This window comes from Acinetobacter sp. NBRC 110496 (assembly GCF_000876115.1).
Taxonomy (GTDB): Bacteria; Pseudomonadota; Gammaproteobacteria; order Pseudomonadales; family Moraxellaceae; genus Acinetobacter.
In genome coordinates, this window is sequence record NZ_BBTF01000036.1 from 1 (window position 1) to 25,536 (window position 25,536).

General features: G+C 42.0%; 22 protein-coding genes and 1 pseudogene. 15 read left to right on the forward strand and 8 right to left on the reverse strand.

From position 1 onward, the window contains the following. The first annotated feature begins 163 nt into the window (after window positions 1–163). The 7 genes from Aba26S_RS15100 to Aba26S_RS15130 all read left to right on the forward strand — a co-directional run bounded on the left by Aba26S_RS15100 (window position 164) and on the right by Aba26S_RS15130 (window position 6,276). Window positions 164–1,042, forward strand: a complete 879-nt coding sequence (locus Aba26S_RS15100; protein WP_043973119.1) for a type VI secretion system immunity protein, TaeI family — start codon at window positions 164–166, stop codon at window positions 1,040–1,042. 352 nt (window positions 1,043–1,394) lie between these two features. Then, entirely contained in the window at window positions 1,395–1,955 is a 561-nt protein-coding gene (locus tag Aba26S_RS15105) for a hypothetical protein (protein ID WP_043973121.1), read from the forward strand. A gap of 8 nt (window positions 1,956–1,963) precedes the next feature. Beyond that, the gene (locus Aba26S_RS15110) at window positions 1,964–3,202 is read left to right on the forward strand and encodes a type VI immunity family protein (protein WP_043973123.1); all 1,239 of its coding nucleotides are present in this window, start codon (window positions 1,964–1,966) and stop codon (window positions 3,200–3,202) included. A gap of 91 nt (window positions 3,203–3,293) precedes the next feature. Beyond that, on the forward strand, window positions 3,294–3,980 hold the full coding sequence (locus Aba26S_RS15115) for a GAD-like domain-containing protein (RefSeq protein ID WP_043973124.1): 687 nt from the start codon (window positions 3,294–3,296) through the stop codon (window positions 3,978–3,980). Further along, window positions 3,973–4,137, forward strand: coding sequence for a hypothetical protein (locus tag Aba26S_RS15120; RefSeq protein WP_155522862.1), 165 nt, complete (start codon window positions 3,973–3,975; stop codon window positions 4,135–4,137). Before Aba26S_RS15115 ends, Aba26S_RS15120 begins: the two co-directional genes overlap by 8 nt. Next, window positions 4,134–5,273 (forward strand): hypothetical protein, encoded by a 1,140-nt coding sequence (locus Aba26S_RS15125; protein ID WP_227541440.1) that lies wholly within the window; start codon window positions 4,134–4,136, stop codon window positions 5,271–5,273. Before Aba26S_RS15120 ends, Aba26S_RS15125 begins: the two co-directional genes overlap by 4 nt. Before the next feature lie 25 nt (window positions 5,274–5,298). After that, a complete protein-coding gene (locus Aba26S_RS15130) occupies window positions 5,299–6,276 on the forward strand; it encodes a hypothetical protein (RefSeq protein WP_043973126.1) in 978 nt (325 codons plus the stop codon). A 91-nt stretch (window positions 6,277–6,367) separates the two neighbouring features. On the opposite strand, the gene Aba26S_RS15135 is transcribed toward Aba26S_RS15130, so the two are convergent. From Aba26S_RS15135 to Aba26S_RS15145, 3 genes are read right to left on the reverse strand one after another with little or no spacing between them, the layout of a single operon-like run. Continuing rightward, a complete protein-coding gene (locus Aba26S_RS15135; protein WP_043973129.1) occupies window positions 6,368–7,840 on the reverse strand; it encodes an efflux transporter outer membrane subunit in 1,473 nt (490 codons plus the stop codon). A gap of 10 nt (window positions 7,841–7,850) precedes the next feature. After that, window positions 7,851–11,030, reverse strand: a complete 3,180-nt coding sequence (adeG, locus tag Aba26S_RS15140) for a multidrug efflux RND transporter permease subunit AdeG (RefSeq protein WP_043973130.1) — start codon at window positions 11,028–11,030, stop codon at window positions 7,851–7,853. A gap of 5 nt (window positions 11,031–11,035) precedes the next feature. Continuing rightward, window positions 11,036–12,259, reverse strand: coding sequence for an efflux RND transporter periplasmic adaptor subunit (locus tag Aba26S_RS15145; protein WP_043973134.1), 1,224 nt, complete (start codon window positions 12,257–12,259; stop codon window positions 11,036–11,038). 196 nt (window positions 12,260–12,455) lie between these two features. On the opposite strand from Aba26S_RS15145, the gene Aba26S_RS15150 reads away from it, so the two are divergent. Next, window positions 12,456–13,487 (forward strand): LysR family transcriptional regulator, encoded by a 1,032-nt coding sequence (locus Aba26S_RS15150; RefSeq protein ID WP_043973136.1) that lies wholly within the window; start codon window positions 12,456–12,458, stop codon window positions 13,485–13,487. A 51-nt stretch (window positions 13,488–13,538) separates the two neighbouring features. Here Aba26S_RS15150 and Aba26S_RS15155 read toward each other — a convergent pair whose 3' ends face one another. Beyond that, entirely contained in the window at window positions 13,539–14,063 is a 525-nt protein-coding gene (locus Aba26S_RS15155; RefSeq protein ID WP_096911063.1) for a GNAT family N-acetyltransferase, read from the reverse strand. A 173-nt stretch (window positions 14,064–14,236) separates the two neighbouring features. Between Aba26S_RS15155 and Aba26S_RS15160 the strand changes: the two genes are divergently transcribed. Further along, on the forward strand, window positions 14,237–15,604 hold the full coding sequence (locus Aba26S_RS15160) for a sorbosone dehydrogenase family protein (RefSeq protein WP_043973141.1): 1,368 nt from the start codon (window positions 14,237–14,239) through the stop codon (window positions 15,602–15,604). A gap of 318 nt (window positions 15,605–15,922) precedes the next feature. Here the strand turns inward: Aba26S_RS15160 and Aba26S_RS15165 are convergent, their stop codons facing one another. Both Aba26S_RS15165 and Aba26S_RS15170 read right to left on the reverse strand, forming a co-directional pair. Beyond that, window positions 15,923–16,282 carry a hypothetical protein gene (locus tag Aba26S_RS15165; RefSeq protein WP_005239008.1) on the reverse strand — a complete coding sequence of 120 codons (360 nt, stop codon included), beginning with the start codon at window positions 16,280–16,282 and terminating at the stop codon, window positions 15,923–15,925. 327 nt (window positions 16,283–16,609) lie between these two features. Further along, window positions 16,610–17,314, reverse strand: coding sequence for an FMN-dependent NADH-azoreductase (locus Aba26S_RS15170; RefSeq protein ID WP_043973143.1), 705 nt, complete (start codon window positions 17,312–17,314; stop codon window positions 16,610–16,612). Between the two features lie 121 nt (window positions 17,315–17,435). Here Aba26S_RS15170 and Aba26S_RS15175 point away from each other — a divergent pair, with 121 nt between their 5' ends. Next, window positions 17,436–18,287, forward strand: a complete 852-nt coding sequence (locus Aba26S_RS15175) for a LysR family transcriptional regulator (RefSeq protein WP_043973144.1) — start codon at window positions 17,436–17,438, stop codon at window positions 18,285–18,287. A gap of 68 nt (window positions 18,288–18,355) precedes the next feature. Here Aba26S_RS15175 and Aba26S_RS15180 read toward each other — a convergent pair whose 3' ends face one another. Next, window positions 18,356–18,748: a hypothetical protein gene (locus Aba26S_RS15180; RefSeq protein ID WP_005273595.1), complete on the reverse strand. Its 393-nt coding sequence runs from the start codon at window positions 18,746–18,748 to the stop codon at window positions 18,356–18,358. A 373-nt stretch (window positions 18,749–19,121) separates the two neighbouring features. Here Aba26S_RS15180 and Aba26S_RS15185 point away from each other — a divergent pair, with 373 nt between their 5' ends. The 4 genes and pseudogenes from Aba26S_RS15185 (at window position 19,122) to Aba26S_RS15200 (ending at window position 23,746) form a co-directional block, all read left to right on the forward strand. Further along, window positions 19,122–20,465: an MFS transporter gene (locus Aba26S_RS15185; RefSeq protein ID WP_043973147.1), complete on the forward strand. Its 1,344-nt coding sequence runs from the start codon at window positions 19,122–19,124 to the stop codon at window positions 20,463–20,465. An 89-nt stretch (window positions 20,466–20,554) separates the two neighbouring features. Then, window positions 20,555–21,565, forward strand: coding sequence for an AraC family transcriptional regulator (locus Aba26S_RS15190; RefSeq protein ID WP_043973175.1), 1,011 nt, complete (start codon window positions 20,555–20,557; stop codon window positions 21,563–21,565). An 84-nt stretch (window positions 21,566–21,649) separates the two neighbouring features. After that, a pseudogene (locus tag Aba26S_RS15195) lies at window positions 21,650–22,755 on the forward strand (NAD/NADP octopine/nopaline dehydrogenase family protein). 1 nt (window position 22,756) lies between these two features. After that, entirely contained in the window at window positions 22,757–23,746 is a 990-nt protein-coding gene (locus Aba26S_RS15200; protein WP_043973149.1) for a 3-hydroxybutyryl-CoA dehydrogenase, read from the forward strand. 57 nt (window positions 23,747–23,803) lie between these two features. Here Aba26S_RS15200 and Aba26S_RS15205 read toward each other — a convergent pair whose 3' ends face one another. Beyond that, window positions 23,804–24,271, reverse strand: a complete 468-nt coding sequence (locus Aba26S_RS15205) for a MarR family winged helix-turn-helix transcriptional regulator (protein ID WP_043973177.1) — start codon at window positions 24,269–24,271, stop codon at window positions 23,804–23,806. Between the two features lie 148 nt (window positions 24,272–24,419). Here Aba26S_RS15205 and Aba26S_RS15210 point away from each other — a divergent pair, with 148 nt between their 5' ends. Then, window positions 24,420–25,532: an amidase gene (locus Aba26S_RS15210; RefSeq protein WP_043973152.1), complete on the forward strand. Its 1,113-nt coding sequence runs from the start codon at window positions 24,420–24,422 to the stop codon at window positions 25,530–25,532. Window positions 25,533–25,536 lie beyond the last annotated feature (4 nt).

The following is a 25,536-nucleotide window of genomic DNA, read 5'->3' on the forward strand; positions in this document are numbered from 1 at the left end:
AGAAGTATATTGGTATTGGGATGGTGAGAAATAATTAAATGACCAAAAGGGCATTTTTGTTTTGCTCATATTTTTAAAAGTTAGGTAAAGCAAAGATCCATAAGCGTGTATGGAAAAATTTGATAGATTTTTAGTTAAAACATTGCGCTAATTCGGAGGGAAAATGAGTGATGAAGACTTTGAATATTTTTTAGAAAAATTTGGGCAACCACAGCAAGTAATTGCAGTAACAGAAGATATTCTAAAGAAATATAAAGGGAAACTTCCTGACCAATTATTAGAATATTGGAAAGAAGTTGGCTTTTGTAGCTTTAAAGAAGGATTGTTTTGGATTACCAATCCAGAAGATTATGCAGAGGACATTTATCACTGGCTAGAAAGTACTGATATTTTGGATGAGGATGTTTGGCATGTGATTGCTAGATCAGCATTCGGAGAGCTTTATTTATGGGGGGAAAAAAATTGGCAAAAATATGATTTAAATATTTCAAATGGTCAAGTATTTCAGAATAGCGTTGGCTTTAATGATAAAAAGCATACAAGCAATGAAATTGTTAGAAACTTCTTTGCTTTTTCTGATGTAGATGAATTTGACAAAAAAGATGACAATCTCAAACCTCTATTTGAACGTGCTGTAAAAAAATATGGTCCTCTCGCTAGTAATGAAGTATTGGGCTTTGAACCTGCCTTAATACTTGGTGGTAGTGCTTCATTAAAAAATCTAAAAAAACTTGATATTCATGTTCATATGTCGATACTCAAAGAGTTTACCCAAGTCTATAAAACAGATCTGGAGGGCTTAGGGAAGATGTTATATGGAGAGAATGCATCATTTAATAAAGCTATTGAACAGGTTGATCAACAGGAAAGAAAACAGCTTAAAATTAGTGTGCAAGGTGGACAACTATGTCCACAAACTGGCTATTGGAAAACACCAGCTCAACCAGATTCACGACAATACTTCAAACAAAATGACATTTTTCCAACCCTTACTGAATTAGATTGGGGAGAGGTATATTGGTATTGGGATGGTGAAAAATAATTTAATCAGTTGAGAAAAAACCATCCTTATTTGGATGGTTTTTTACATTTTGATCCTAGCCAAAATAATGGACAATGATTCCCTCTAAAGATAACGTAACGTTAACTTTGGAGATGTAAAAATGGCTAAACGCTTTAGTCCAGAATTTAAACAACAAGCTATTGATTATGCACTTTCAAACTCGCACGAATCTGTGGCTGCTATGAATAGCCACCAAATTATGATCTATTGAAAGAGAGGTTTGATGCCATCGTAACTAGAGATCATAATGCACAAGGGGATGATGGCCCTATCATGCCTTTAGGAGCATGGCATTTACCAACTTCAGGCGCAACACCAACGGGATTGAAACATGGCTTACAAACGTATTGCTTTAAAGCAAAATAAAAAATTGATCTGTTTTATTGTGCTTTTTTTCTGTGCCATTGGTCTTGGCTTTTATTGGAATTATAAAATGAATTATGAAATGATCATAAAGTTTACCCAACTTGATGAAAGTGAACCAAACTTCCCTTTTGGGCAGCGAAAAATTGATGCTAGTCAATGGATTAAAAAAGGATATATAAAAATCAATGATTATCAAATATATAATCCTAATCCAATTCCTCTTGAAAGAGATTTCCAACTTGCTAGTGTGATAAGTGATGGAGTTGAAAGATTCAATAATAACTACCCTAAACTTTATGCTTTTTTTGAAACAAAGGGCAGTTTCGATGAGTTTCTAAAAAAAGATATTAAGATTAAATATATAAACAGTACATTTAATGAAGACACCAACCTGCCTACGAATGATACTTTCTTAGTCACTTTTGATAATTATCAAATAAAAATATCCAGAGAGTTAAAAAATGATTCCTTTTCTTTATTTGCATATGACCTAAAAAAAATATCTGAATCATCTGAGGGATATTAGGAAAGATTATGCATTTAGTTGAAAAACAATATCCTTCTGAGAAAGAGCTTATTCAACAAATAAAAGAAGCTGAACGTGAATTGTTAATGTTAGATAAGGGTGATCAGGCTTTAGCTCAATTGTCCTTAACTATACAACTTTACTACTTAAATGGTGGTAATGAGGAAGGAAAGAAAAAAGCACTAAATATCATTGATAAATTTAAAAATGCGTATCCGCTGAAATCACATTTTGCTGCATTTAAAAGTAATGGTTTTGTTGAATTTACAGATAAAAGCTATCAATCAGCTTATAAAAAAGCACTAGATACAAATGTTTTAGAATGGCATCTTACGACTGCAGAATCTGGTCAAGTATCTGGGAGCTATGTACTTAGTATAGGCACGGCTAGAGATAATTATGGTTGCTCATATATGGAATTTAATTTTCCCATTTCTCTTGTATATGAAGAAAATGGAAGAGCAGAGTTCTATTCATGGATCAGTTACTTAATTCAAAACCTGGAAGTCTTACATGGCTATGCGGGTTTAAGTATTCAATTACCTCATGATCGCCATCCTTATCAATTTTATGAGTATGGAGTAACACGGCAATATTGGGGAATTACGCCTGACGGCCCTAGTTTTTTCACTTTAGATTGGGAAACAGGTACTCGTAGTATTAATTGGTATACTTTTATTGGAAAAAACTTAAAAGATAAACTTATTAATCAACCCTTCTATGAAACTACTTTAAAAAATGTTCCGGATCTAGAGCTAACAGAAATAAATGGCTGTATGGTTATTAAAGCTGGAGAGTTACCTCGTTTAGGCAATAAAAGTAAACCATTGCCATTAAGCTATGTTGTCGTTAATCAATTGTGTAAAGCAGTACGTACAGATATGCCGACAGATGCTATGCACACGGCATATCGTGGGCCACGTTATTCATTGTCACAGGTCTATTATTGGATTCGAAGATGGGATAACACAAATTTCTCTAAAGGTGTCTTTGACTTTGATGGAATCAAAGAAGATTTATTGCCGATTTTAGGGGAATATAGCAATGAAGATCGGATCGTTCCTTACAGTGGAATATGGACTCCATTTGATTTTGACGGGATAGAGCAGCATCTAACCCAAGGCCAAGAATTTCCTGAAGAAGCTGAGTATGATTGGGACAATGGAGAGTTAGATAGCAAACCAGCAGTTTGGAAATTAATATCACGAGATGATGGTGGTGTTGTGGTACTACCTAATCCATTTTGATGAGTCGAGAAATAAGAAAAGATAAAGGAAAGCCCAGAAGGGCTTTCCTTTATCTATATTGGATGAATGCAAAATTGGAAAGGTGTAAGAAATGAGTGAGTTTATAATGGATGAAAATTTTGAAATTTTTTATCATGACGAAGGTTTTGGACCGCCAGTTTGTGTAGAGCCTGTATCAGAAGAAACTCTGAAAAAGTATCAAGGTAAACTACCAAATCAATTGCTTGAGTATTGGAGAGCTTTTGGTTTTTCAGGTTGGGGGAATGGATTATTCTGGTTGGTTAACCCAGAAGACTACCAAGATGTTTTGGATGCATGGTTAGAAAATATTGATTTACCGCCTCATGAAGAATATTTTGTGATTGCTCGTACAGCTTTTGGGGATTTAAGTGTATGGGGAACAATTCATGGTCGATGCTTTACTATTTCGGCGACGACTTCACAAATTTTTCCAAAAATGGAAAAAATGGAACAAGGTGAGGAAGACTTACTTATCAAGATATTTCTTTCATCAAAAGATAAAGACTCATTGGATATAGATGATTACAAAAACAAGCCTTTATTCGATCGGGCTGTTAAAAAGTACGGTGTACTGAAACCGAATGAAATGTTTGGTTTTGAACCCGCTTTGATTCTAGGTGGGGAAGCTAAACTAGAGAATGTGCGCAAGCTGCCAATCATTTCACATCTACAATTCTTAGCATCTTTAGATACACCAAGGATGATGTTAGATATTGGCAAGTTTGTAGATGAGCAAGGTCTAGGAAAAGATGATTAAAACCCGAAAGGGCTTTTTTTATGTCATTTTATATTTTCTAAAAAATGATATAGAGCGTGATTTTAAAGTTACAGCTGATCCAACTGGAAAAATGTCAATAGACTCAAATATTTTTAAACCAGCTTCCAATACAAAACAAGGTGGGAAAAAACTATGACGCAGATATCATCTGTAACTTTCAACGCAGCATGTGCTATCTCAGATGATATGGTATATGTATCGAGCTCATTGGATAAATTTGATGATAATCAGCAATTTAGTCGATTGTTTATGTATGATTATACTGAAGATAATGGGCAAGGATGGTATTATCATGATGTTAATTTTATTGTAGTGGATGTATGTTTCTATAATGTTGAAAATAATAAAAAGTTAGTTGCATTAAGTGATGAAGGTGAGATTGAGGAGTTTGATGGTGAAAATAGTAAATTTAAACATATAGATGGAGCTGGTTTAAATCAAGAGTGGAGTAACGATCGTGGTTATCTCTCTAAAATAAAATTTCAAAATGGCAAGTTATTTGCTTGTGGATATGATGGTCAGGTTTATGTTAATGATTTTAAGTGGTCTGACATCTCAAGTGGTTTAAATATTAATGATAATCAGGCGTTAGATTTTGATTCGCTTGATCATGAAGATGATATTTCTGTTATTGATATATGTGAGGTGGATGGTAATTATTTCTGTGTAGGTCGTATTGGAGATAATGGGCTAATTGCTAATTATGATGGTAATCAATGGAATATATTGAAAAAAGTTACACCTGCTACACTATATTCAATTCTTTTGAAAGAAGATGGTAAATTAATTGTATGTGGAACATATGGGAATTTAATAGAAATTAATGATAATACTGATTTTAGCCGTAAAACAAACTTAAGTATAAAAGATGATTTCTATTCTTTAACTGAATTTAATGGCGTAGTTTATATCGGTTCAGCATGTGGTCTATATAAATTTCATGAAAATGAAATTACCAAAGTTAATGTTCATGAGGAGATTGATAGTAATCTTGTATTTAAAGTGGATTGTACTGAAAATATTTTATGGATTTTTACGAATAAGCTTGTGGGCAGATATGATGGGGTTTCTTGGAAGATTTTTGATCATCCTGATAATAAAGAATACCAGAAAATATCTTTAACTGTTAGTGCTAATGAAAAATGTCCTAAGTCAGGATACTGGTATACGGTTGCGAAACCTAATTCAAGAGATTATTTTAGACAAGGTGATTTTTTCCCTCAATTAGTCACTGATTGGGGCGAAGTATATTGGCAATTCGATGGTGAGTAATGGTTATATTTATTAGATCAAATATATGAAAAATCCTATTACATTTACTTCAGGATGCGCTATTAGTGCCCATAGATTCTGTTTATCAGCAAATATTGATGAATTGGATACATGGGATTGCTTTAGTAAAACAATAATTTATAAACATTTTGAACAGCAAAACTGGTCATGTTTGGATTTGGAAGGATGGAAAGTTATTTCAGTTGCTTACCAAAGTAGAGAGGGCGAACCATCCATTATATCGCTTGATCAAGAGGGGGATGTAGGAATATTTCAACAAAGCAATAATGAGCATCAAGAAATTAGATATAAATTAGAAGAAAAAGTTTATGGGAAATTTAATCATATCCGTGTAATTAATGGTGATCTTTATGCTTGTGGAGATGGAAGTCAAGTCTATAAGAATAAGCAGAATGAATGGAAATCTATTGGAGTAGGACTGGAAGAAGACCCTATTGAATTGAAAAATCAGGATTTATCCTTTTTAGAATATGAAAGTGATTTAGATTTTAATCGATGCTTTTATGATATAAATGGATTTAATAACAATGCTTTATATGTATGTGGGACACAAAAAGAAGATGGATTTATTGCTTTCTTTAATGGTAGTAATTGGCTAGAAGTCAACCGAATCACACCATCAGCCTTGTATTGTATTACGTTATGCCCAGATGGAAAAAATATCTTAATTTCAGGACAGTACGGCACACTTTTGAAAGGCAATATAGACGATGGATTTAAAAATCTAAAAAATATAAGTATAAATTCAACTTTTTATAATGCAGCATTTTATCAAGAGGCTATATATATAGCTTCAGAGCAGGGACTATATGTATATGCAGATTCTGAGTATTCCATTGTTCCTGAGTTAAGTGATATACAAGGAGTCATCTCTGTTGAGGAAAAAGATGGAGTTCTTTGGGTACTGAGCTATAAGCAATTGATTCGATTTGATGGAAAAATATGGGATAGAATTAATCATCCAGATAATGATGAAAGATAATAAATGAACAAGATTAAATTTTAAGTTTAAAAAAAAAGCCCCATACATGATGAGGCTTTAATTTTTTGCACTAATCTATTTTAAATGTACATTATTGCCGTGCCAACTCCGCTTGTCCTGTATGCCAACCACCACCTAAAGCACGAATCAGATCCACACTGGCAATCATTCGACTACCATGAAGCTGTGCAGCCAATTGCTCCTGCTGCAAGATACTCCGATCAGAATCAATCACATCCAGATAGCTGATACTCCCTTCACGATAACGCAAATGTGAGAGCTGATTGGCATGTTGGGATGAGGCAAGTGCTTGACCCTGAGCCTGTATTTGCTGATCCAGAATACGCTGATCAGACAAACCATTTTCAACCTCACGGAAAGCATTCAGCACGGTCTGTCGATAATTGGCGACACTTTGTTCATAGCCTGCACGTGCCTGAGCAACCCCTGCCTTACGTTGTCCGCCGTCAAAGAGTGGTAAAGACAAAATTGTGCCCGCAACAGGGCCGAGTAAAAAAGTTCGACTCGACCATTTACCCAAATCTCCTAAACTTGCTGATTCATAACCCAGCGCACCAGTGAGATCCAGTTTGGGGAAAAAGGCAGCACGGGCAATACCGATGCGTGCATTATTGGCTGCCATCGCGCGTTCTGCGGCAGCAATGTCAGGACGACGTTCAAGCAGCGTCGACGGTAAACCCGCAGGCAGGCGAATCGCAGTAGCAGACAATGGTTGAATCGCTAAGCTGAAATCAGCAGGGGGTTTACCAAGTAATACCGCCAATGCGTGTTCGGTATTGGCTCGACTTCGTGCAATGCTGAGTGCATTGCTTTGCGCGGTCGAGAGTTCCGTTTGCGCACGTGAAACGTCTAGATCACTAACTAAGCCATTGCGATAGCGTGCTTGAATCAAATTGCGTGTTTCCGTGAGCAGCTTGATATTTTGTGTATAGATGGCTTGTTCGGCATCGAATTGACGAATCAGAAAATAAGCTTGAGCAACATCGGCTTGCAATGCTAACAGTGCAGAATGATACAAGGCTTCCTGTTGCTGTACATCAGCCGTTGCTGCATTGACACTACTGGCAATCCGTCCAAATAGATCCAGTTCATAGGAGACATTGGCTTGTGCCCGCCATAAGGTACGTGCAGATGTGGATGCATCCGAATCAAGTCCTAAAGACGCAGGTGAGGGCTTCTGACGGGTCGGGCCAAAACCTGCGCCAATACTGGGTAGGTGTTCAGCTTGTGCAGCAGACCTCAGGGCGCGTGATGCCTGAATATTGGCTACTGCGACCTTTAAATTCTGGTTACCGGCAATGGCCTGTTGTTCCAGATCATTCAATTGCGGATCATTAAAAATCCGCCACCATTCACCGCGAGACTGCGCATCGGAAGGTTGTGCGACGCTCCAGTTGGAATCATTCAATTGGGCATCCGCTTCTTTAAATTGCAGTGGAATAATCACCTTGGCCGGCTGATATTCAGGTGCCAATGAGCAGCCTGCAAGCAGCAGGCTTCCCATTAGTGAGGAGAGTATCCAGTGTGGTTTGAATCCTGTCATATCCTGCTCCTCAGTGATCGTGTGAACTGTGCAGTGGTGCTTCATGCACCGCTGCCGAATGCAGTTTATGTTTGCTGTTCAGGGTACGAATCAACACATAGAAGGCAGGGGTCAGGAATAAACCAAAGAAGGTCACCCCAATCATGCCAAAGAACACCGCAACGCCCATGGCATGGCGCATTTCAGCACCTGCGCCTGTTGATGTGACCAGTGGAACCACACCCATAATGAAGGCGATTGAAGTCATCAAGATCGGACGCAGACGTAAACGGCTGGCTTCAACTGCAGCATTGAATGCAGTCGCGCCCTGCATTTCCAGTTCTCGGGCAAATTCCACGATCAAGATGGCATTCTTACAGGCCAGTCCGACCAGTACCATCAAGCCAATCTGGGTAAAGATGTTGTTATCACCGCCTGTGAGCCAAACCCCGGTCAGTGCCGCCAAGATACCCATTGGTACAATTAAAATCACAGCCAATGGTAAGGTCAGGCTTTCATATTGCGCTGCCAAAACCAAGAACACTAGCAATACACTGATCGGGAACACCCACAATCCGGCATTACCGGCCAAGATCTTTTGATAGGTCAGGTCAGTCCATTCAAATTTCACCCCACGTGGCAAGGTTTCAGCGGCAATCCGCTCAACTGCAGCTTCGGCTTGACTGGATGAATAACCCGGTGCAGGGCCACCATTAATATCCGCTGCGGTATAGCCGTTATAGCGCACCACCATTTCTGGACCATAGGTTTGAGTGACATTGACCAGAGAAGACAGCGGTACCATTTGTCCTGCATTGTTACGGGTTTTAAGCTGTAAAATATCTTCAGGATTGGCACGGAATGGTGCATCGGCTTGGGCACGTACCTGATAGACACGACCAAAGCGGTTAAAGTCATTCACATATTGTGAACCGAGGTAAATCTGCATGGTGCTAAATACATCGGTCACCGCAACGCCTTGCTGCTTGGCTTTGACCCGATCCAGATCAACATTCAGTTGCGGTACATTGATTTGATAACTGGAGAACATCGGTCCCAATTCAGGTGCAGATTGTGCTGCCTTCATAAAGGATTGGGCTGCGTTATTTAACTCGGCATAGCCTAAAGCACCGCGATCTTCGAGCTGCAGTTTAAAGCCGCCCATGGTGCCGAGACCCATCACCGGTGGTGGCGGGAATACTGCAATATAAGCATCTTGAATCGCGGCGTATTTCTGATTCAAAGCACCAGCAATGGCATTGGCAGATAGATCGGCTGCTTTACGTTGCGCAAATGGTTTTAAAGTGACAAAGACGATCCCTGCGCTGGAGCTGTTAGTAAAGCCATTAATCGATAAACCAGGGAAGGCCACCGCACTTTCTACACCGGGTTGTTTCAGTGCGGCATCACTCATTTTACGAATCACGGTTTCGGTTCGATCTAGTGAGGCACCATTGGGTAATTGGGCAAAGCTAATCAGGTATTGCTTATCTTGTGCAGGCACAAAGCCACCCGGAACGATATAAGAAATACCAATCGTTAACCCAAGTAAAGCTGCATAAACACCCATCGCTGAGGCTTTATGGGAAATCACCCGACTGACACCACGACCATATTGATCCGATGCACGTGAGAATACGCGGTTAAACAGGGCAAAGAAGCGTCCGAAGACACGGTTCATCACGCGAGTCAGGAAGTCTGGTTTGGCATCATGGCCTTTCAGCAACATGGCGGCCAAAGCAGGAGACAAGGTGAGTGAGTTGAAGGCCGAAATCACGGTGGAGATGGCAATGGTCATGGCGAACTGTTTATAGAATTGCCCAGTTAACCCTGTCATAAAAGCGAGAGGGACGAACACGGCAACCAGTGTTAAAGCAATGGCAATAATTGGTCCACTGACTTCACGCATGGCACGGTAGGTGGCATCTCTTGGACTGAGTCCTGCTTCAATATTCCTTTCGACGTTCTCCACCACCACGATGGCGTCATCGACCACAATCCCGATGGCGAGTACCATCCCGAACAGTGACAGGGCATTGATGGAATAACCAAAGGCCAGCATCAAGGCGAAAGTACCAATGATGGAAACAGGCACGGCCAGTAAAGGAATGATTGAGGCACGCCATGTTTGTAAGAACAGGATCACCACCACAACCACCAGTGCAATCGCTTCAAGCAGGGTATGAATCACCGCTTTGATACTTGAGCGTACGAATTGGGTCGGGTCGTAAACGATGTCGTATTTAATTGAGGTTGGAAAATCTTTGGACAGTTCCGCCATGGTGCTACGTACTTGGTCAGAGACCTGTAAGGCATTGGCACCCGGAGCTTGGAAAATTGGAATCGCCACGGCCTGTTTATTGTCCAGTAATGAACGCAAGCCATATTGTGAAGCGGCCAGTTCAACACGCGCGACATCACCCAATCGTGTTACCGCACCATCCGCAGCTGTTTTTAAAACAATATCGGCAAATTCCTGTTCGGTACTTAAACGACCTTGCGCATTCACCGAGAGCTGTAAAGGTGAATTGTTCGGCGCTGCACCAATGGTTCCTGCGGCAACCTGAATATTCTGTTCACGAATCGCATTGACGATTTCAGTGGCAGTGAGATTGCGTTGTGCCACCTTTTGTGGATCTAACCATACGCGCATGGCATAGTCACCCGAACCAAACAGGCCGACTTCACCCACACCTTGCAGGCGTGCCAGACGGTCTTTGACATTGAGTACGGCATAGTTACGCAAGTAAGTCATGTCATAACGATTATCGGGTGAGGTCAGATGCACCACCATGGTCAAGGTTGGTGAGCTTTTTAGCGTGGTCACACCGAGACGTTGTACATCTTCGGGCAAACGCGGCAGTGCTTGAGAAACCCGATTCTGAACCAGTTGCTGGGCTTTGTCGGGATCAATGCCAAGCTTGAAATTGACAGTAATGGTCAGGTTGCCATCGCTGTTGGCCTGAGACTGCATATACAGCATGTTCTCTACACCATTGATGGATTCCTCCAAAGGCGAAGCAACCGTTTCAGCAATCACTTTGGGATTGGCACCCGGATATTGGGCACGTACCACGACAGAGGGGGGCACCACTTCGGGGTATTCAGAAATCGGCAGTTGGAAAACAGAGAGTAAGCCCGCCAGTAGAATCAGGACGGACAGCACCCCAGCAAAGATCGGGCGATCAATAAAAAATTTAGAAATATTCATGTGAATTAACCTTTTGCCGAAGTTGGAGTTTTATCTGTAGGCTGAGGTTGTTGTGCAGTGTTATCGGCAGCGATTTGAGGATTCGGCATAGGCACGAGATGTGGATTGACAGCATCGCCCGGACGGATACGTTGCAACCCATTGACTACGATGCGATCACCCACTTGCAGACCGCTATTGATGATTTGTAGGCCGTCTTGTTGCGCGCCGAGTTTTACTTCACGATATGCGGTTTGGTTTTTCGCATCGACCACCACCACAAAACGCTTGTCCTGATCGACACCAATTGCCGTTGGACTAATCAGAATTGCTGCGCGAGGTTGTCCACCGCCAAGACGAATACGGGCATACAGTCCAGGGAGCATCACACCTTTGGGGTTATCAAAGGTGGCACGAACACGAATGGTGCCTGAGGTGGTATTTAAATTATTGTCGATGGAACTGATATAACCTTCACGGCTAAAACCAGATTCATTGGCAAGACCTAAATAGACAGGAACTTGCGCTGAATTGCGTTGATTGCTGATGTATTTTAGATAAGTTTGTTCATCAACATCGAAAGACGCATACAGACGTGACACCGAAACCAAACTGGTGAGGACTTGGGCGCCATTGCCTGCGGAAACCACATTACCCACTGTGACTTCGGCACGGGAAATACGTCCACTGACAGGGGCGGTAATACGAGTATATTCCAGATTTAAACGGGCAGTTTCGACAGCGGCTTTAGCGGCTTGCAAGTTGGCATTGGCTGAACGTGCTTCATTTTCCGCTTGATCAAGCTCTTGATGGGCAATCGCGTTACTTTGAATTAAGCGCTGGTTACGGCCCAAATTTGCTGAAGAGTAAGTGACTTGTGCTTCCGCAGAAGCCAGTTGCGCTTTAGCCCGATTCAGCTCGGCTTCAAAAGGACGTGGGTCAATGGTGAATAATAAATCTCCTTTGTTGACCAAGCTACCATCTTTGAAGTGAACGGCAATCAGTTTACCGGAAACTTGGGGTCGAACATCAACTTGATCAATGGCTTCAAGCCGCCCTGAATATTCTTGCCAGTCGGTGATGGTCTGACTGATCACACTGGCGACATCAACGGTTGCAGCAGGTGGTGCACTGGCGGTTGGAATAGCTTTCGCATCTGCATTTTCTTGGAAGAGAATAAAACTGCCACCCGTTACAAAAATAGCAAGAATGACGGCAGACAGCGTCAGCTGTTTGCGAGAAAGTGACATGGGATGCTCCTGGTTATTTGAATCCCTGTTTTCAGACTTTTTGTTTTGGTCTGTATGGGAGAAACAGGTTTATGGAATGAAAGGAGCATAAAAGTTTGTCAATTACGAATAAATATACTAAATTTGATAACACTATTCGTATTTTTATAATAATTGTTGTGTGAAACTGAAAAATGCAGCAATGAGGAGTGGGCGTGTGGATCTATTTCATGCAATGAGAGTCTTCAATAAAGTGGTTGAAACCAACAGCTTTAGTCTGGCTGCCGACAGTCTGGGGCTACCACGTGCTTCGGTGACCACCACCATTCAGGCTTTAGAAAAACATTTACAAGTTCGCTTACTGAATCGAACCACGCGTAAGCTCAGTTTAACCCCTGATGGTGCGGTCTATTATGACCGTAGTCTGAGAATTCTGGCGGATGTTGAAGATATTGAGGCGTCCTTTCATGATGAGGAGCGAGGCCCAAGAGGGCGTCTAAGGATTGATGTGCCTGTCTCGATTGGTCGTTTGATTTTAATTCCAAGGTTAAGAGAGTTTCATCAACGTTATCCTGATATTGATTTAGTCATAGGTATGAATGATCGGCCTGTAGACTTGGTTGGTGAGGCAGTGGATTGCGCGATTCGGGTGGGCGAGTTACAGGACTCGAGTTTGATTGCCCGCCGTATTGGCACGTTTCAGTGTGCAACAGCCGCATCGGCATGTTATTTAGAAAAATATGGTGAACCGAAGACCCTTGAAGATTTACAAAAAAATCACCAAGCCATTCATTTCTTCTCCAGTCGTACAGGACGTAATTTTGATTGGGATTTTGTGGTCGACGACCTGATCCAGAGTGTCAGTGTTAACGGACAGGTGTCTGTCAATGATGGCGATGCTTATATCGACTTGGCCTTACAAGGCTTTGGCTTAATTCAGGGTCCACGCTATATGCTGACCAATCATTTTGAGGCGGGAACTTTAAAGGAAGTATTACCAAAATGGACGCCTGCGCCAATGCCGATTTCTGTGGTGTATTTACAGAGTCGTCATTTATCTCAAAAAGTCAGAGTCTTTGTTGATTGGGTCGCGGAGTTGTTTGCAGGCTGTCCACTACTTGGTGGCAGCGCTTTGCCGTTGGATCAAAAATGTGAGTTTGCCTGTGACCAGAAAACCAATCATGAATATACCATTCGGACGTTGGTAGAGCAGCATAATATTGCAGAAGCACGTGCCTTAAAGACTTAATAAAATATGAAAACTCAATGAGTAAGGGCTATTCATTGAGTTTTATTTGACCTAGATTTCACAAAGCAAATGAATATCTTCGGGCTCCAATTGCCATAACTGCTGATCTGGATGGTCTAACAGTTTAGCGCCGTATTTCATATAAAAATCAACGGTTCTCTTGCTGGGTGTTGCTGAAATATATAGCTGCTTCGCCCCGAGGCAATTTGCAGATGTTTTTGCAGCTTGCATTAGCTGTGTACCGATCCCTTGACCTTGATGATCGGCATCGACATAAAAGTAATACAATAGTTTGGCATCTGGATAGTCATGAATGATTTGATTCGAGACCGCAGAGATCCCCAGCATTTGTCCATTTAGATCAAAAGCGCCCATCAATTCGGCTTTTTGCTGATAGAGCTGTTTTAATTTAGGCGGATCGTATTGGAGATGGTAATCATCCCATTGTTGTACGTCATAAAAGCAGTCTTCTAATTGCAGAGACTGTTTTACGTAGTTTTGGGTAATCAATTCGCGTCGACTAATCTGTTGCCAGATCAGGTCAATTTCTGAATATTGCAGTGGTCTTAAAATAATATTGATATTTTTTCCTCTAACGTTGGATGATGGTAAATTGGAAGGAATACATGTATGAAGGTAAAGAATATCGTTGATTTACCTAAGAAACAATCTGTTAAGCAAATCTACTGTTTCTCTATCTTACATCGAATTAATCTGGTGTATGTGATAAAAAAAAAGGACAATTGATAATGTTGATTCGATGTATCTATTCTATTTTAGCTTCAAGTCTTGTGCTGACTTTTTCAGGGTGTACCCCATCATCTCAGTCTCCCATTACCGCCAGTTATGGCCCTCAACCGGTATTACCAGAACCTCAATCGAGTTTAGTGCCGACCGTCAATATTGCCCCAGCTAAAGGTTGGCCGAAGGGTGTGATGCCGACGCCAGCAGAAGGTTTAAAAGTTCAGCCTTTTGCTCAAGGACTTGATCATCCACGTTGGCTCTATGTATTACCGAATGGTGATGTGTTGGTGGCTGAAACTGACGCACCGCCTAAGCCGGATGATAGCAAAGGGATTCGTGGCAAAATTGCGAAAAAGGTGATGCAACGCGCAGGAGCATCCTTTCCAAGCGCCAATCGTATTCGTTTACTGCGTGATACCAATGGTGATGGGATTGCAGATACCAATAGCATCTTTCTGGAGAATTTGAATTCTCCTTTTGGGATGGCTTTGGTTGGCAATGCACTTTACGTGGCGAATACTGATGCACTCCTGCGTTTTCCTTATCAGGATGGTGTAACTAAGATTACGGCGCAGGGCACAAAAGTCTTGGATCTTCCTGCGGGCAAACTCAATCATCATTGGACCAAAAATGTAATTGCAAATCCAGCAGGGACAAAGCTATATATTTCGGTGGGTTCAAATAGCAATGTGGCCGAGAACGGATTAGACAAAGAGGTTGGCAGAGCACAGATTCTGGAGTTTGATATTGCAACGGCTAAAGCACGACCTTTTGCCACAGGCTTGCGTAACCCGAATGGTATGGGCTGGCAACCTCAAGGCGGCCAGCTTTGGACGGTTGTGAATGAGCGTGATGAATTGGGCAATGATTTAGTACCAGACTATATGACCTCAGTCAAAGATGGTGGATTCTATGGTTGGCCCTATAGTTATTATGGGCAGCATATCGATACACGGGTAAAACCACAAAATCCTGAGAGGGTAGCCCATGCACTTAAACCAGATTATGCCTTGGGAAATCATACCGCATCTTTAGGTTTAGCATTTTATGCGACTGAATTGATGCCACAGTATCGAGGTGGGGCATTCATTGGTCAACATGGTTCATGGAACCGTAAACCGCATAGTGGCTATAAGGTGATTTTTGTGCCGTTTAGAAGTGGTCAACCTGCTGGCGATCCGCAAGATGTGTTGACAGGTTTTTTAAGTGACAAAGGACAAGCCTATGGACGACCCGTTGGTGTCGCAATCGATTTTTCGGGTGCGCTTTTAGTGGCTGATGATGTTGGGAATACGGTTTGGCGTGTATCACCGATTGCTCAAACGACTTATGAAAGCCCGATGCAGGAACACAAAACCAATGCTTTAAAATAACATTAAAGATGCAAATTCTCGCATTAGATGTAGTCTGGCTCACTCATCTTCAACTGTTGGGTAGACAGTTATGTGTTGTTTTTGTGACTTATTCTGTATTTTTCAATTAAATGTGTGATATAAATAACACTATTCGCGATAGTTAATATCGTAGTCCCATACTCTTCCCCAAGAGTTTGGGATTTTTTTTATCGTAGAAATGCTTGAACGATCCATTTTAGCTGATCTGAGTAGTGTCGATACAGGGAATAGGGTTTGCTTAGGTTTTGGAAAAGGTCTGAAAAACGTATTTTCCAGACCTGAATTGAAGTGGGCAGATTATTTCTTTTGTTTAAAACGATAGTTACATTTCAGGCAGCGATAATCCTGAAAAATATTCTTGTCGACCATGACGCCTGCCTTTTTCCCAAAAATATTACCCACCACACCACCAGTAATGCCTGCGCTGATCGCACCGACAAAGGTTCCAACCGTTCCACCAACAATTACACCTAAAGGACCAGCAACGGTGCCAATCGCTGCGCCAACAGAAGCACCACTTGCTGCACCACCAACAGTCCCAGCCGTTGTTCCTGCGGCCATCAGTAACACGCCACCTGTTGTTCTCAGTAATTTGTCATGATTGCGTGTTTCAATTTCAGTCGAACCACATTTAGGGCATACGATTGGTTTTTCCATAAAACGATCTATCCTGTCTTTCTTGATTGGGTGACTAAGTTGATTTTGCTTAGTCAGAGCAGTGAGTCTACATTATACTTTAGGAGAAAATATGTTTGTGCTGAAGGCAATTGACAACATCACTTTACAGTTTTGATTCTAGCGGAACAATGACATAAGTATTTATAGTTCATGTAAATGCTTTTGGCTTTGCTGTGCCATCCAGATGATGAATTTTTCTATCATTAGCGTCTGCTGTAGTTGAGCTTAATTGAGTTAAGAAGAATAAGGTGGAATGGGATTTCTTATTCTTCAAAATCAAATCCTTATGAGGGAGCACTAAGCAGATTAAGTATGAATGGCTTTCTTCAATTCGACTGTTTTATGTGAAAAATGGCTGAGTTGCAAAGCCAGCTCTTCAGCCTGTAGATAAGCATTTGCTACGGACTTTAGATGCCGATCATCGGCAAATTCCTGATATTCAGCTGCAATTTCATAGATTTTTTCTACACCTAAATATTTGCTGACTGTATATAGGTGTGGAACCAGATGACTCATTTGTTCTCTAATCCCACCTTTTTCAAAACCGAATTCCCCACTAGAGCTAATAATGACCAGCGTTTTGCCTGATAAAAGCGGCTGTAATGGGAAATCACCCCGCGAAAGATCAAAATCAAAGGTCTTATTCACTCGGGCGATTTGATCAAACCATGCTTTTAACTGAGCAGGCATGCCATAGTTGTACATTGGTGAGGAAATGACAATCAGGTTAGCCACGACAATTTCAGCAATCAGTTGATCTGAAAGTGTTAAGAGTTCCTTTTGTTCAGTGGTTCTTTTTTCTTCTGGTGTAAATGCTGCTCCCATCCAGGCTTGAGTAATAAAAGGTGGTGGATTAATACCGATATCACGATAGATATATTCATCTATAAGGGAATGTTTTTCCCAAGTCTGGATAAAGCGATGGGCAATATTCTTTGAAATAGAATTATGACTTGGGTTTGGATTGGTTATGTTACGAATACTGGCATCGATATGTAATATTGTGCTCATTTAAAATGACCTTTAGGCGTTAAACAAGCACTCATTTTGAAATTAAAAATCACCCTCGACAAACGAGTAAATTACAGTTATAGATGATTTTATTTCATCTATATGTTTTGGGGAGTGAACAATGCAAGTTTCATTACCAGCATTAAAAGCATTTGAATCAACTGCCCGTTTAGGCAGTTTTAAATTGGCGGCTGAAGAGCTTGCACTGACACCGACAGCAATTTCGCATCATATTGCGAATCTTGAAGCGCGGTTCAATGTGGATTTATTCCACAGAGAAGTCAGAAAAATTGTACTCACAGAAGTCGGAGAGAGATTAGCAAAGCAAATTTCTGCAGGATTCAGGACAATTGAGGATGCTGTAAATGAGCTGGGACAGGTCAGCCATGCGATTCGCATAAGTACCACCTCTTCATTGGCAGCACTGGTTTTAATTCCGGCATTGCATGAATTTTCAGAACATCGTCCAGAGCTTTCGGTTGAAGTTTCCACAGGGGAAGCATTAGACAATCAGCTCTATCATTTACCGATTCGTTTGGGCAATACCAAGGCTGTTCCAGCATCTGAAATTATTCGCTACGAAACATTTAATCTATACGGCAGACAGCAGATCGATCTGTTAAACGCGAATGATGCGCCACTTGTTGTTTTTACCACGGCTTGGAAAAATAAAGCTTTGGCCGCACCGCCCTTAGAACAATGGTGTAGGCAAAATGGTATCGCCTTATCGAAGATTGTGGTGAAAAGCTTTGATCAAGAGCTATTTGGCATTCAGGAGGCATTGGCAGGAAATGGCTGGGTATTTGCTTCTAGTACCTTGACGAACCGATTACTGAAACAGCAACAGATCCAGCAATGTCAGACCCAGTCAATTCAATCTGATCTCTGCTATTACATCCCGAATAAAGAAAATATTCACCATCAAAAAATGAATGATTTTATTGCATGGCTAATGCAAAAATTAAATCAATAATCGAGCTGAAGACTCAGTACCGCGTTTGGATGCCATACTGAGTCAGCTGCGACAAGCAGGGCGTGGTTTTATGGCAAGAAGGTTTCTTGCAGATAACTCCACAGCATTTTGCCATCAATCTCTTCAATGAGTGCGCATGAGCGTCGAATCAGAACACCAGAAGCTTTAGTATGCTTTTCCGTATAGGTCAGCACAATCGCATCGGGCTTTTGCATCAAGACCTGTTCGTCATAGATTTCAATCTGGATATCGGGCATTTTGCCCTGATTATTGGCAAATAAGCCTTTTACTTGTTCGAGTGAAATACGCTTGCCTGCCGCACCGACCATTTCAAAATGATCAGCAAAATAGGCGATCAGTCGGGGGAGGTCTTGTTCAGCATGTTTGCCACTAAAAATGTTTTCAATCAGCACGTGCATGCTATGAATGCTTTCGATTGCTTGTTCTTTTACAAGGGCCATATTCATTTCCATTGAGAATATACTGAGTTTATTTTAAACCAAAAATAAATGTAAAATTCAATATAATTTTAAATTAAATTATTTACTGAATGGCTAGAACTAAAGTGGAGTTTAGCGAGATAATATAAGAAATATTTGTTTTATCATAGGCTTAAATTGTATTTTGAGTGCCAGAAAATAATAGCCAAAAACCATAGCTCAAAAAAGGTATGACTATATACCTTAAATATTATGGAAAATTACATGTAAAAATAATAATCATAAGAGAAGGTAAATGCTTGTTGAAAATTGACCAGAACAGGGGATGAGTACTGGTCTTCTGAACTTTCAATAGGCAAATGGATTAGAAAAATGGCATGGACAAGGAAGAACAATGGATACGCATTCAACTGAGCTGAAACCAGCTCAATCAAATCTCTATGCATGGTATGTGGTTTTGCTCTGCATGCTGGCTTATATCTTTTCATTTATTGATCGGCAAATACTGGCGCTGATGATCGAGCCGATTAAAGCAGATCTCGGACTTTCAGATACGCAGTTTAGTTTATTACATGGTTTGGCATTTTCCCTGTTTTATGCCTTTATGGGCCTACCCTTGGCCTATCTGGCAGATCGTTTCTCCCGTCCAAAAATTATTGCCATCGGGGTGGTGTTTTGGAGTATTGCAACCGCATTCTGTGGTCTGAGTAAAAACTTTCTGCAACTATTTTTAAGTCGCATGGGCGTCGGAGTAGGTGAAGCTGCTTTATCTCCAGCAGCCTATTCAATGTTTAGCGATATGTTTAGTAAGGATAAGCTAGGGCGTGCTGTCGCGGTATATTCAATTGGTTCTTTTGTCGGCGGCGGGATCGCTTTTCTAGTCGGTGGCTATGTGATTGGCTTACTGAAAAATATGGATAGCATCATGGTTCCGGTTTTTGGTGCGCTTAAGGCATGGCAAGCGGCCTTTATTATTGTGGGTCTACCGGGTGTCTTTATTGGTCTATTGGTTTTACTCACCGTGAGAGAGCCACAACGTAAAGGTCAGCGTCTCAATGCAGTCGGACAAGTCGAAAAGACTAGTATGAAGGATGCCTTCAGGTTTATTAAAAAGCATGGTCGTACCTTCAAATGTCATTACTTAGGTTTTACTTTTTACGCGATGGCCTTGTATTGCCTGATCAGTTGGTCACCTGCGTTCTATATGCGTAAGTTTGGTTTAACACCGACCGAAGCGGGTTATATGCTCGGCAGTGTGTTATTGGTGGCTAATATTCTGGGTGTGTTTTGTGCAGGCTGGCTGAATGACTGGTTTATTCAAAAAGGCCGTAAGGATGCCCCGATGATTACAGGTGTGATTGGCATTATCGGGTTAATTTTACCAATCATGATCTTTACTCAAGTCAATGAACTATGGCTATCAGTGGTTTTCCTCGTACCTGCGATGTTCTTTGCTTCATTCCCGATGCCGATTTCAACCACGGCCATGCAAATGTTGGCGCCGAACCAGTTACGCGCACAAATCTCAGCGGTATTCCTATTGATCAGTAATCTGGTTGCCGTTGGGATTGGCACCACATTAGTAGCACTCATTACCGATAAGGTGTTTGAAAATCCGCTCATGGTCGGCATGTCACTGTCGATTGTGGGCACGATTTCTTGTGTGTTGGCCTTTATCCTATTGAAAAAAGGCTGTCAGGCATTTAGTGACAGTATGCAGCAGGAACATGCATCTTGATTTGATGCTGCACTGAGTAGGTCATAGGCCCATTCATGGTAATGGGCTTTGTGCTTGCTTTGGTTGATTCATCACAAGGGAGTGAAATGATGCAAACAACTTTGAAATTGGATCATCTGCATTATCTGGATGAGTTGTTATTATTTAAATCTGATGATTATCAAACCATTAAAGATCGAATCAGTCACTACCTCTGCCCACATCGCTTTGATGTCGAGACACATGAGCCATTGAATACTCGATTAAACGGTTTTAGTTTTGGTCGTGGTGCATTGTATGACCTGAAATATAGTGCGCCCGTCATGATCAACATTGAAGATAGCGCCGACTTTTATTTATTTCGAATCACACTGGAAGGACAATGCCAGATTGGATTCGATCAGCACAAAATCATGCAATCGGTTGGGGTGATGTCAGTGACTCATCCGCATACGCGACAGCAGATCATTACCAATCAGCATTGCCGTAATATTATTTTAAAACTGGCACAGCAGGATATCGAGACCCAGTTGTTTAACATGTTGGGGCATTGTAGCCAAGAACCCCTGCGTTTTGATCCATCTTTGTCATGTAGTGCGGAAGGGATGGATGCGATCATTGAAACACTGAATTATCTCTGTCATGCCTATTACCATATTCAGAACTGGAGCTTTATTTCAGCCAGTTTTAGCCAGTATTTGATTGAACTCATTTTGTTGAAAATTCCGAATAATTATACTGAACGCTTGAATGCCCAACGGCAACAGCTGCTGCCAAGCTATATTAAAAGAGCACAGCAATATATTCGGGAACATGTACAACAGGCCATTTCATTGTCTGATCTCGGTCAGTATTGCGAGGTGTCGATAAGAACCTTGCAAAAAGGCTTTAGTCAGTATCTACAGCAAAGCCCAGTGGAATATATCCGTGAGCAACGCTTGGAACGGGTGCATTGGGCTTTGCAGCATGCACAGGCAGATGAAACCGTCACCGATATTTTACTGGAGCATGGTATCCAAAGTTTTGGACATTTCTCCAGCCTATATAAAAAACGCTACGGCTGCTTACCTTCGCATACTTTAAAAACGGATGCTGTGCCAGTCAGTCAAATGCGTGCGTAAATGGAATAATGCTTGCGCATTTGGATAAGCCCTTAGGCTGTGACTGTCCTATGCTGAATTGAAAATCAATCAGCAGGAACGCACATGAAAATTACAGTACTCGGTGGTGGACACGGATGTTATGCCGCAGCGGTAGAGATGGCAGAAAAAGGCCACGAGGTGGTGTTATGGCGTCGTGACCGTGAAGCCTTGCAACAATTAGCTGCAACAGGTGAACTCAAGATCAAAGATTATCGGGGTGAGCGCTCAGTAAGTGTTGGCTTTGAAAACAGCCAGATCAAGCTATCAATCATTTAGAAACAGCCATTCAGCATGCCGAACTGATCATTATTCCTTTACCTGCCACCACGCATCAGGACTTGGCCAAGCAGGTGGCGCCGTTTTTTCAAGCAGGACAAGTGGTGTACTTACCACCAGCGACCTTTGGTAGCTTTATCTTTGCCAAAGCCATGCGAGAGGCCGGTAACAATGCCCAAGTCGCATTTGCAGAAACTGGAACCTTACCGTATTTGGTGCGTAAGCATGGGGTCAATCAGATCGTGGTCAGTGCTTATGCGACCCGTTTACCGACTGGGGTTTTTCCAAGTGCCTTGTCTGAACAGGCATTTCAGGTTCTCAAACAGGCTTATCCAAGTGTTGAACCGATTGAAGACAGCCTCAGTGGTGCTTTGATGAATGCAGGGCCAATTATTCATCCACCGTTGATTCTAATGAATGCTGGACCGCTGGAACATTTTGAAGCTTGGGATATTCACCATGAGGGTACACAGCCCTCAATCCGCCGTGTCACCAATCAGTTGGATGCAGAACGTATGCAAGTTCGGGAAGCACTTGGCTATGCTGCACCGCATTTCCCTTTAGCCGATCACTACAACATAGAGGGTGAAGGTGAGGAATGGATGTATGGACGCGGTGCACATTGCAAATTAACCGATAGTGGTGACTGGCGTGAACACATCGACCTGCAGTCACATCGTTATATGCTGGAAGATACGCGTTTAGGATTATCGTTTTTAGTATCTGTAGGTCGTTGGGCGGGTGTTGCGACACCTGTGGCAGAAGGGCTACTGAATATTGCTTCTGCGGTGACAGGTAAGGATTTGTATCAGGATGGGCGGACTTTTGAGAGTCTGGGATTGGCAGAGAAAAGCAAAGCTGAGTTGCACATGATTTTGCAGCAAGGGGGCTAGGATGAGAACAATTCAACAAGTTGCGGTATTGGGTGCTGGGCGAATGGGCAAAGCGATTGCGATAGCCTTTGCCTATGCAGGACTGAAAGTGGATTTGATTGATGCCAGAGCGCGCAGTGAAGTTGAGTTCGGGCAATATCAGAGCCAGATTCAAGCTGATTTGCAGCAGGAGTTAGGGTTACTTGAACAGATTCAATTTATTCAGCCTGAACAACAACTTTTTATTCTGGATCAGATTACGATTCTGAGTCGGGCTGGCTCTGTACAGCGCTTAGCAGACTGTGATCTTGTAATGGAAGCCGTGCCAGAAGTGAAACAAGTCAAACAGGAAATTTTTGCTTGGTTAGACCAATACATTTCGCCTCATTGTATTGTGGCGTCGACCACTTCTACTTTTCTGGTCACTGATATTGCAGAGATGATTTCACAGCCTGAACGGGTGCTCAATGCCCATTGGCTGAATCCTGCCTATCTGATTCCTTTGGTGGAATTAAGTCGTTCAGAGCAAACTTCTGAGCGCGTGGTTGCGCAACTGAAAAGCTTTTTACAGTTGATTGGGAAAGTCCCTGTGGTGTGTCATGCCAAAGCTGGCTATATCGTGCCACGGATTCAGGCCTTGGCAATGAATGAAGCGGCGCGGATGGTGGAAGAAGGTGTAGCCTCGGCGGAGGATATTGATATCGCGATTCGGACAGGTTTTGGTTTACGCTTTTCGGTATTGGGCTTACTGGAATTTATTGACTGGGGTGGCGGTGATATCCTGTACTATGCCTCGCAATATTTACAAAAAGAGTTAGGTGATCGTTATCGAACACCTGAAATTATTGCCGAGAATATGCGACAGCAACGCAATGGTTTACGGGAGCAGCAGGGCTTTTATGACTATCAGCAGGTCGATATTCCTGCCTATAAGCAACAGGTTTTGCATACTTTTTCAGATCGGATTGCCGCAAATCAGCTGAAGCCGCCGTTTAATATTTTAAATCAGTAACAGGCTTAATCCGAAGCTTTGCCCATCTCTGCATAGACATGGGCTTTTGTTGTTGCCTTAACTTGAGGGCATTAAATCAAATAGCTTTTTCAATTGACCATTGAGCTGGTGCAGTTCAGCATCGTCAAAGGCATTCAGAATCCCAGATAAAGTGACCTGACTGATCTGGTTAATTTGCTCAACCATCTCTTTACCTTTGTCAGTGAGTTTCACCATTGAGATGCGTTCATCTAACTCTGATGAGAACACCTGCACGATATCATCTTCAACCAGACGATAAATGGCTTTGGTCGCCGTGGTCAGCTTGAGGGTAGAGAGGTTGGCAATCTCGGTAATACTGGCTTGTTGCAGCGCATTGGTACTTAAAATAATTTTACGACGAGTATTGTCGATGCCTAGTTTTTTAATTGATTTTTCAATAAGCTGCGTGTATTTCCCATTCACTTGCGAGATCCAGAAAAAAGGATAGCTTTGTAAGCTGCTCGGTTCATTGTTGGGTAGAAATTGTTCTAAATGAGTAAGCATAGCCAAGTCATTACTTTTATAAAAATGGACATTCAGCATTATACAAAAATTGGAAACATTTTCTTGATTCTTCGTATCTAAAAATACTTGACAATTACATTACTTTTTCCGATATTTGTATTAAGTATAAAAATACATGGAAAAGTGAATGAATATTATTGTACAAGAGGTACAAAAAGGCGCAGGTGCTTTGAAAGTCATGGTCAAGGATTCCATCGATATTCAAGGCATGCAGACCATGGCAGGCAGCAAAGCCTTAATGCAAAGCCAAGCTGCAACTCGCAATGCAGCAGTGGTAGATCGTATTCTCGCTGCGGATTGCCAAATTACCGCCAAGACCAATCTGCACGAACTGGCTTTTGGCATTACAGGCATTAACCATGTGTTTGGTACGGCAGTGAATCCAAAATATCCTGAACTGATTCCGGGTGGTTCTTCGAGTGGTTCGGCAGCGGCAGTTGCAGCAGGTCTGGCGGATTTCACCTTAGGCACCGATACGGGTGGTTCTATTCGTATGCCAGCAGCCTGTTGTGGTGTTTACGGTTTAAAGCCGACTTTTGGGCGTGTCAGCCGTGCAGGTGTACATCCAGCAACCAGTTCATTGGATTGCGTTGGCCCCTTTGCAAATTCAATCGACATGATTGAAACCGCAATGCAGATTATTGATCCAACTTTCCATCAATCTACCGAATTAACTCAGGCACCGAAACTGGCTTGGCTGGATGTACAAGCGGATTCTACTGTGGCTGAGTGCATCCAACACTATCTTGCTCAGGCTGATTTACACCCCATCCATGTGACGGTGAAAAGTTTTGACGCTGCGTTTGATGCAGGCATGCAGATCATCAATTACGAAAACTGGCAGGCCTATGGCGAGTTAACCCAAACAGGCTTACTTGGCACAGATGTTAATGCCCGTTTACTCAAGGCCGCTGCTACCACTTTGGCGCAAGTCGAGCAGGCTGAGCAGGTAAAAGCAAGTTTCACTGCTGAGATTGATGCCTTACTCGATCAATACGACGCTTTGATTTTACCGACTTTACCGCAGTTACCGCCTAAGGTCGCAGAGGCTGAAAATACGCTGGCTTTTTTAAATCTAACGGGTTTGGTTCGGCCTTTTAACCTGTCTGGACACCCTGCAATTTCCATCCCGCTGCAAACTGAACATGGTCAACCTGTGGGTTTACAAATCGTGGCAAAACACAATGCCGATGAATATCTGTGCGCTGTTGCGGCATATATCGTGAGTGCAGCGCAATAACCGA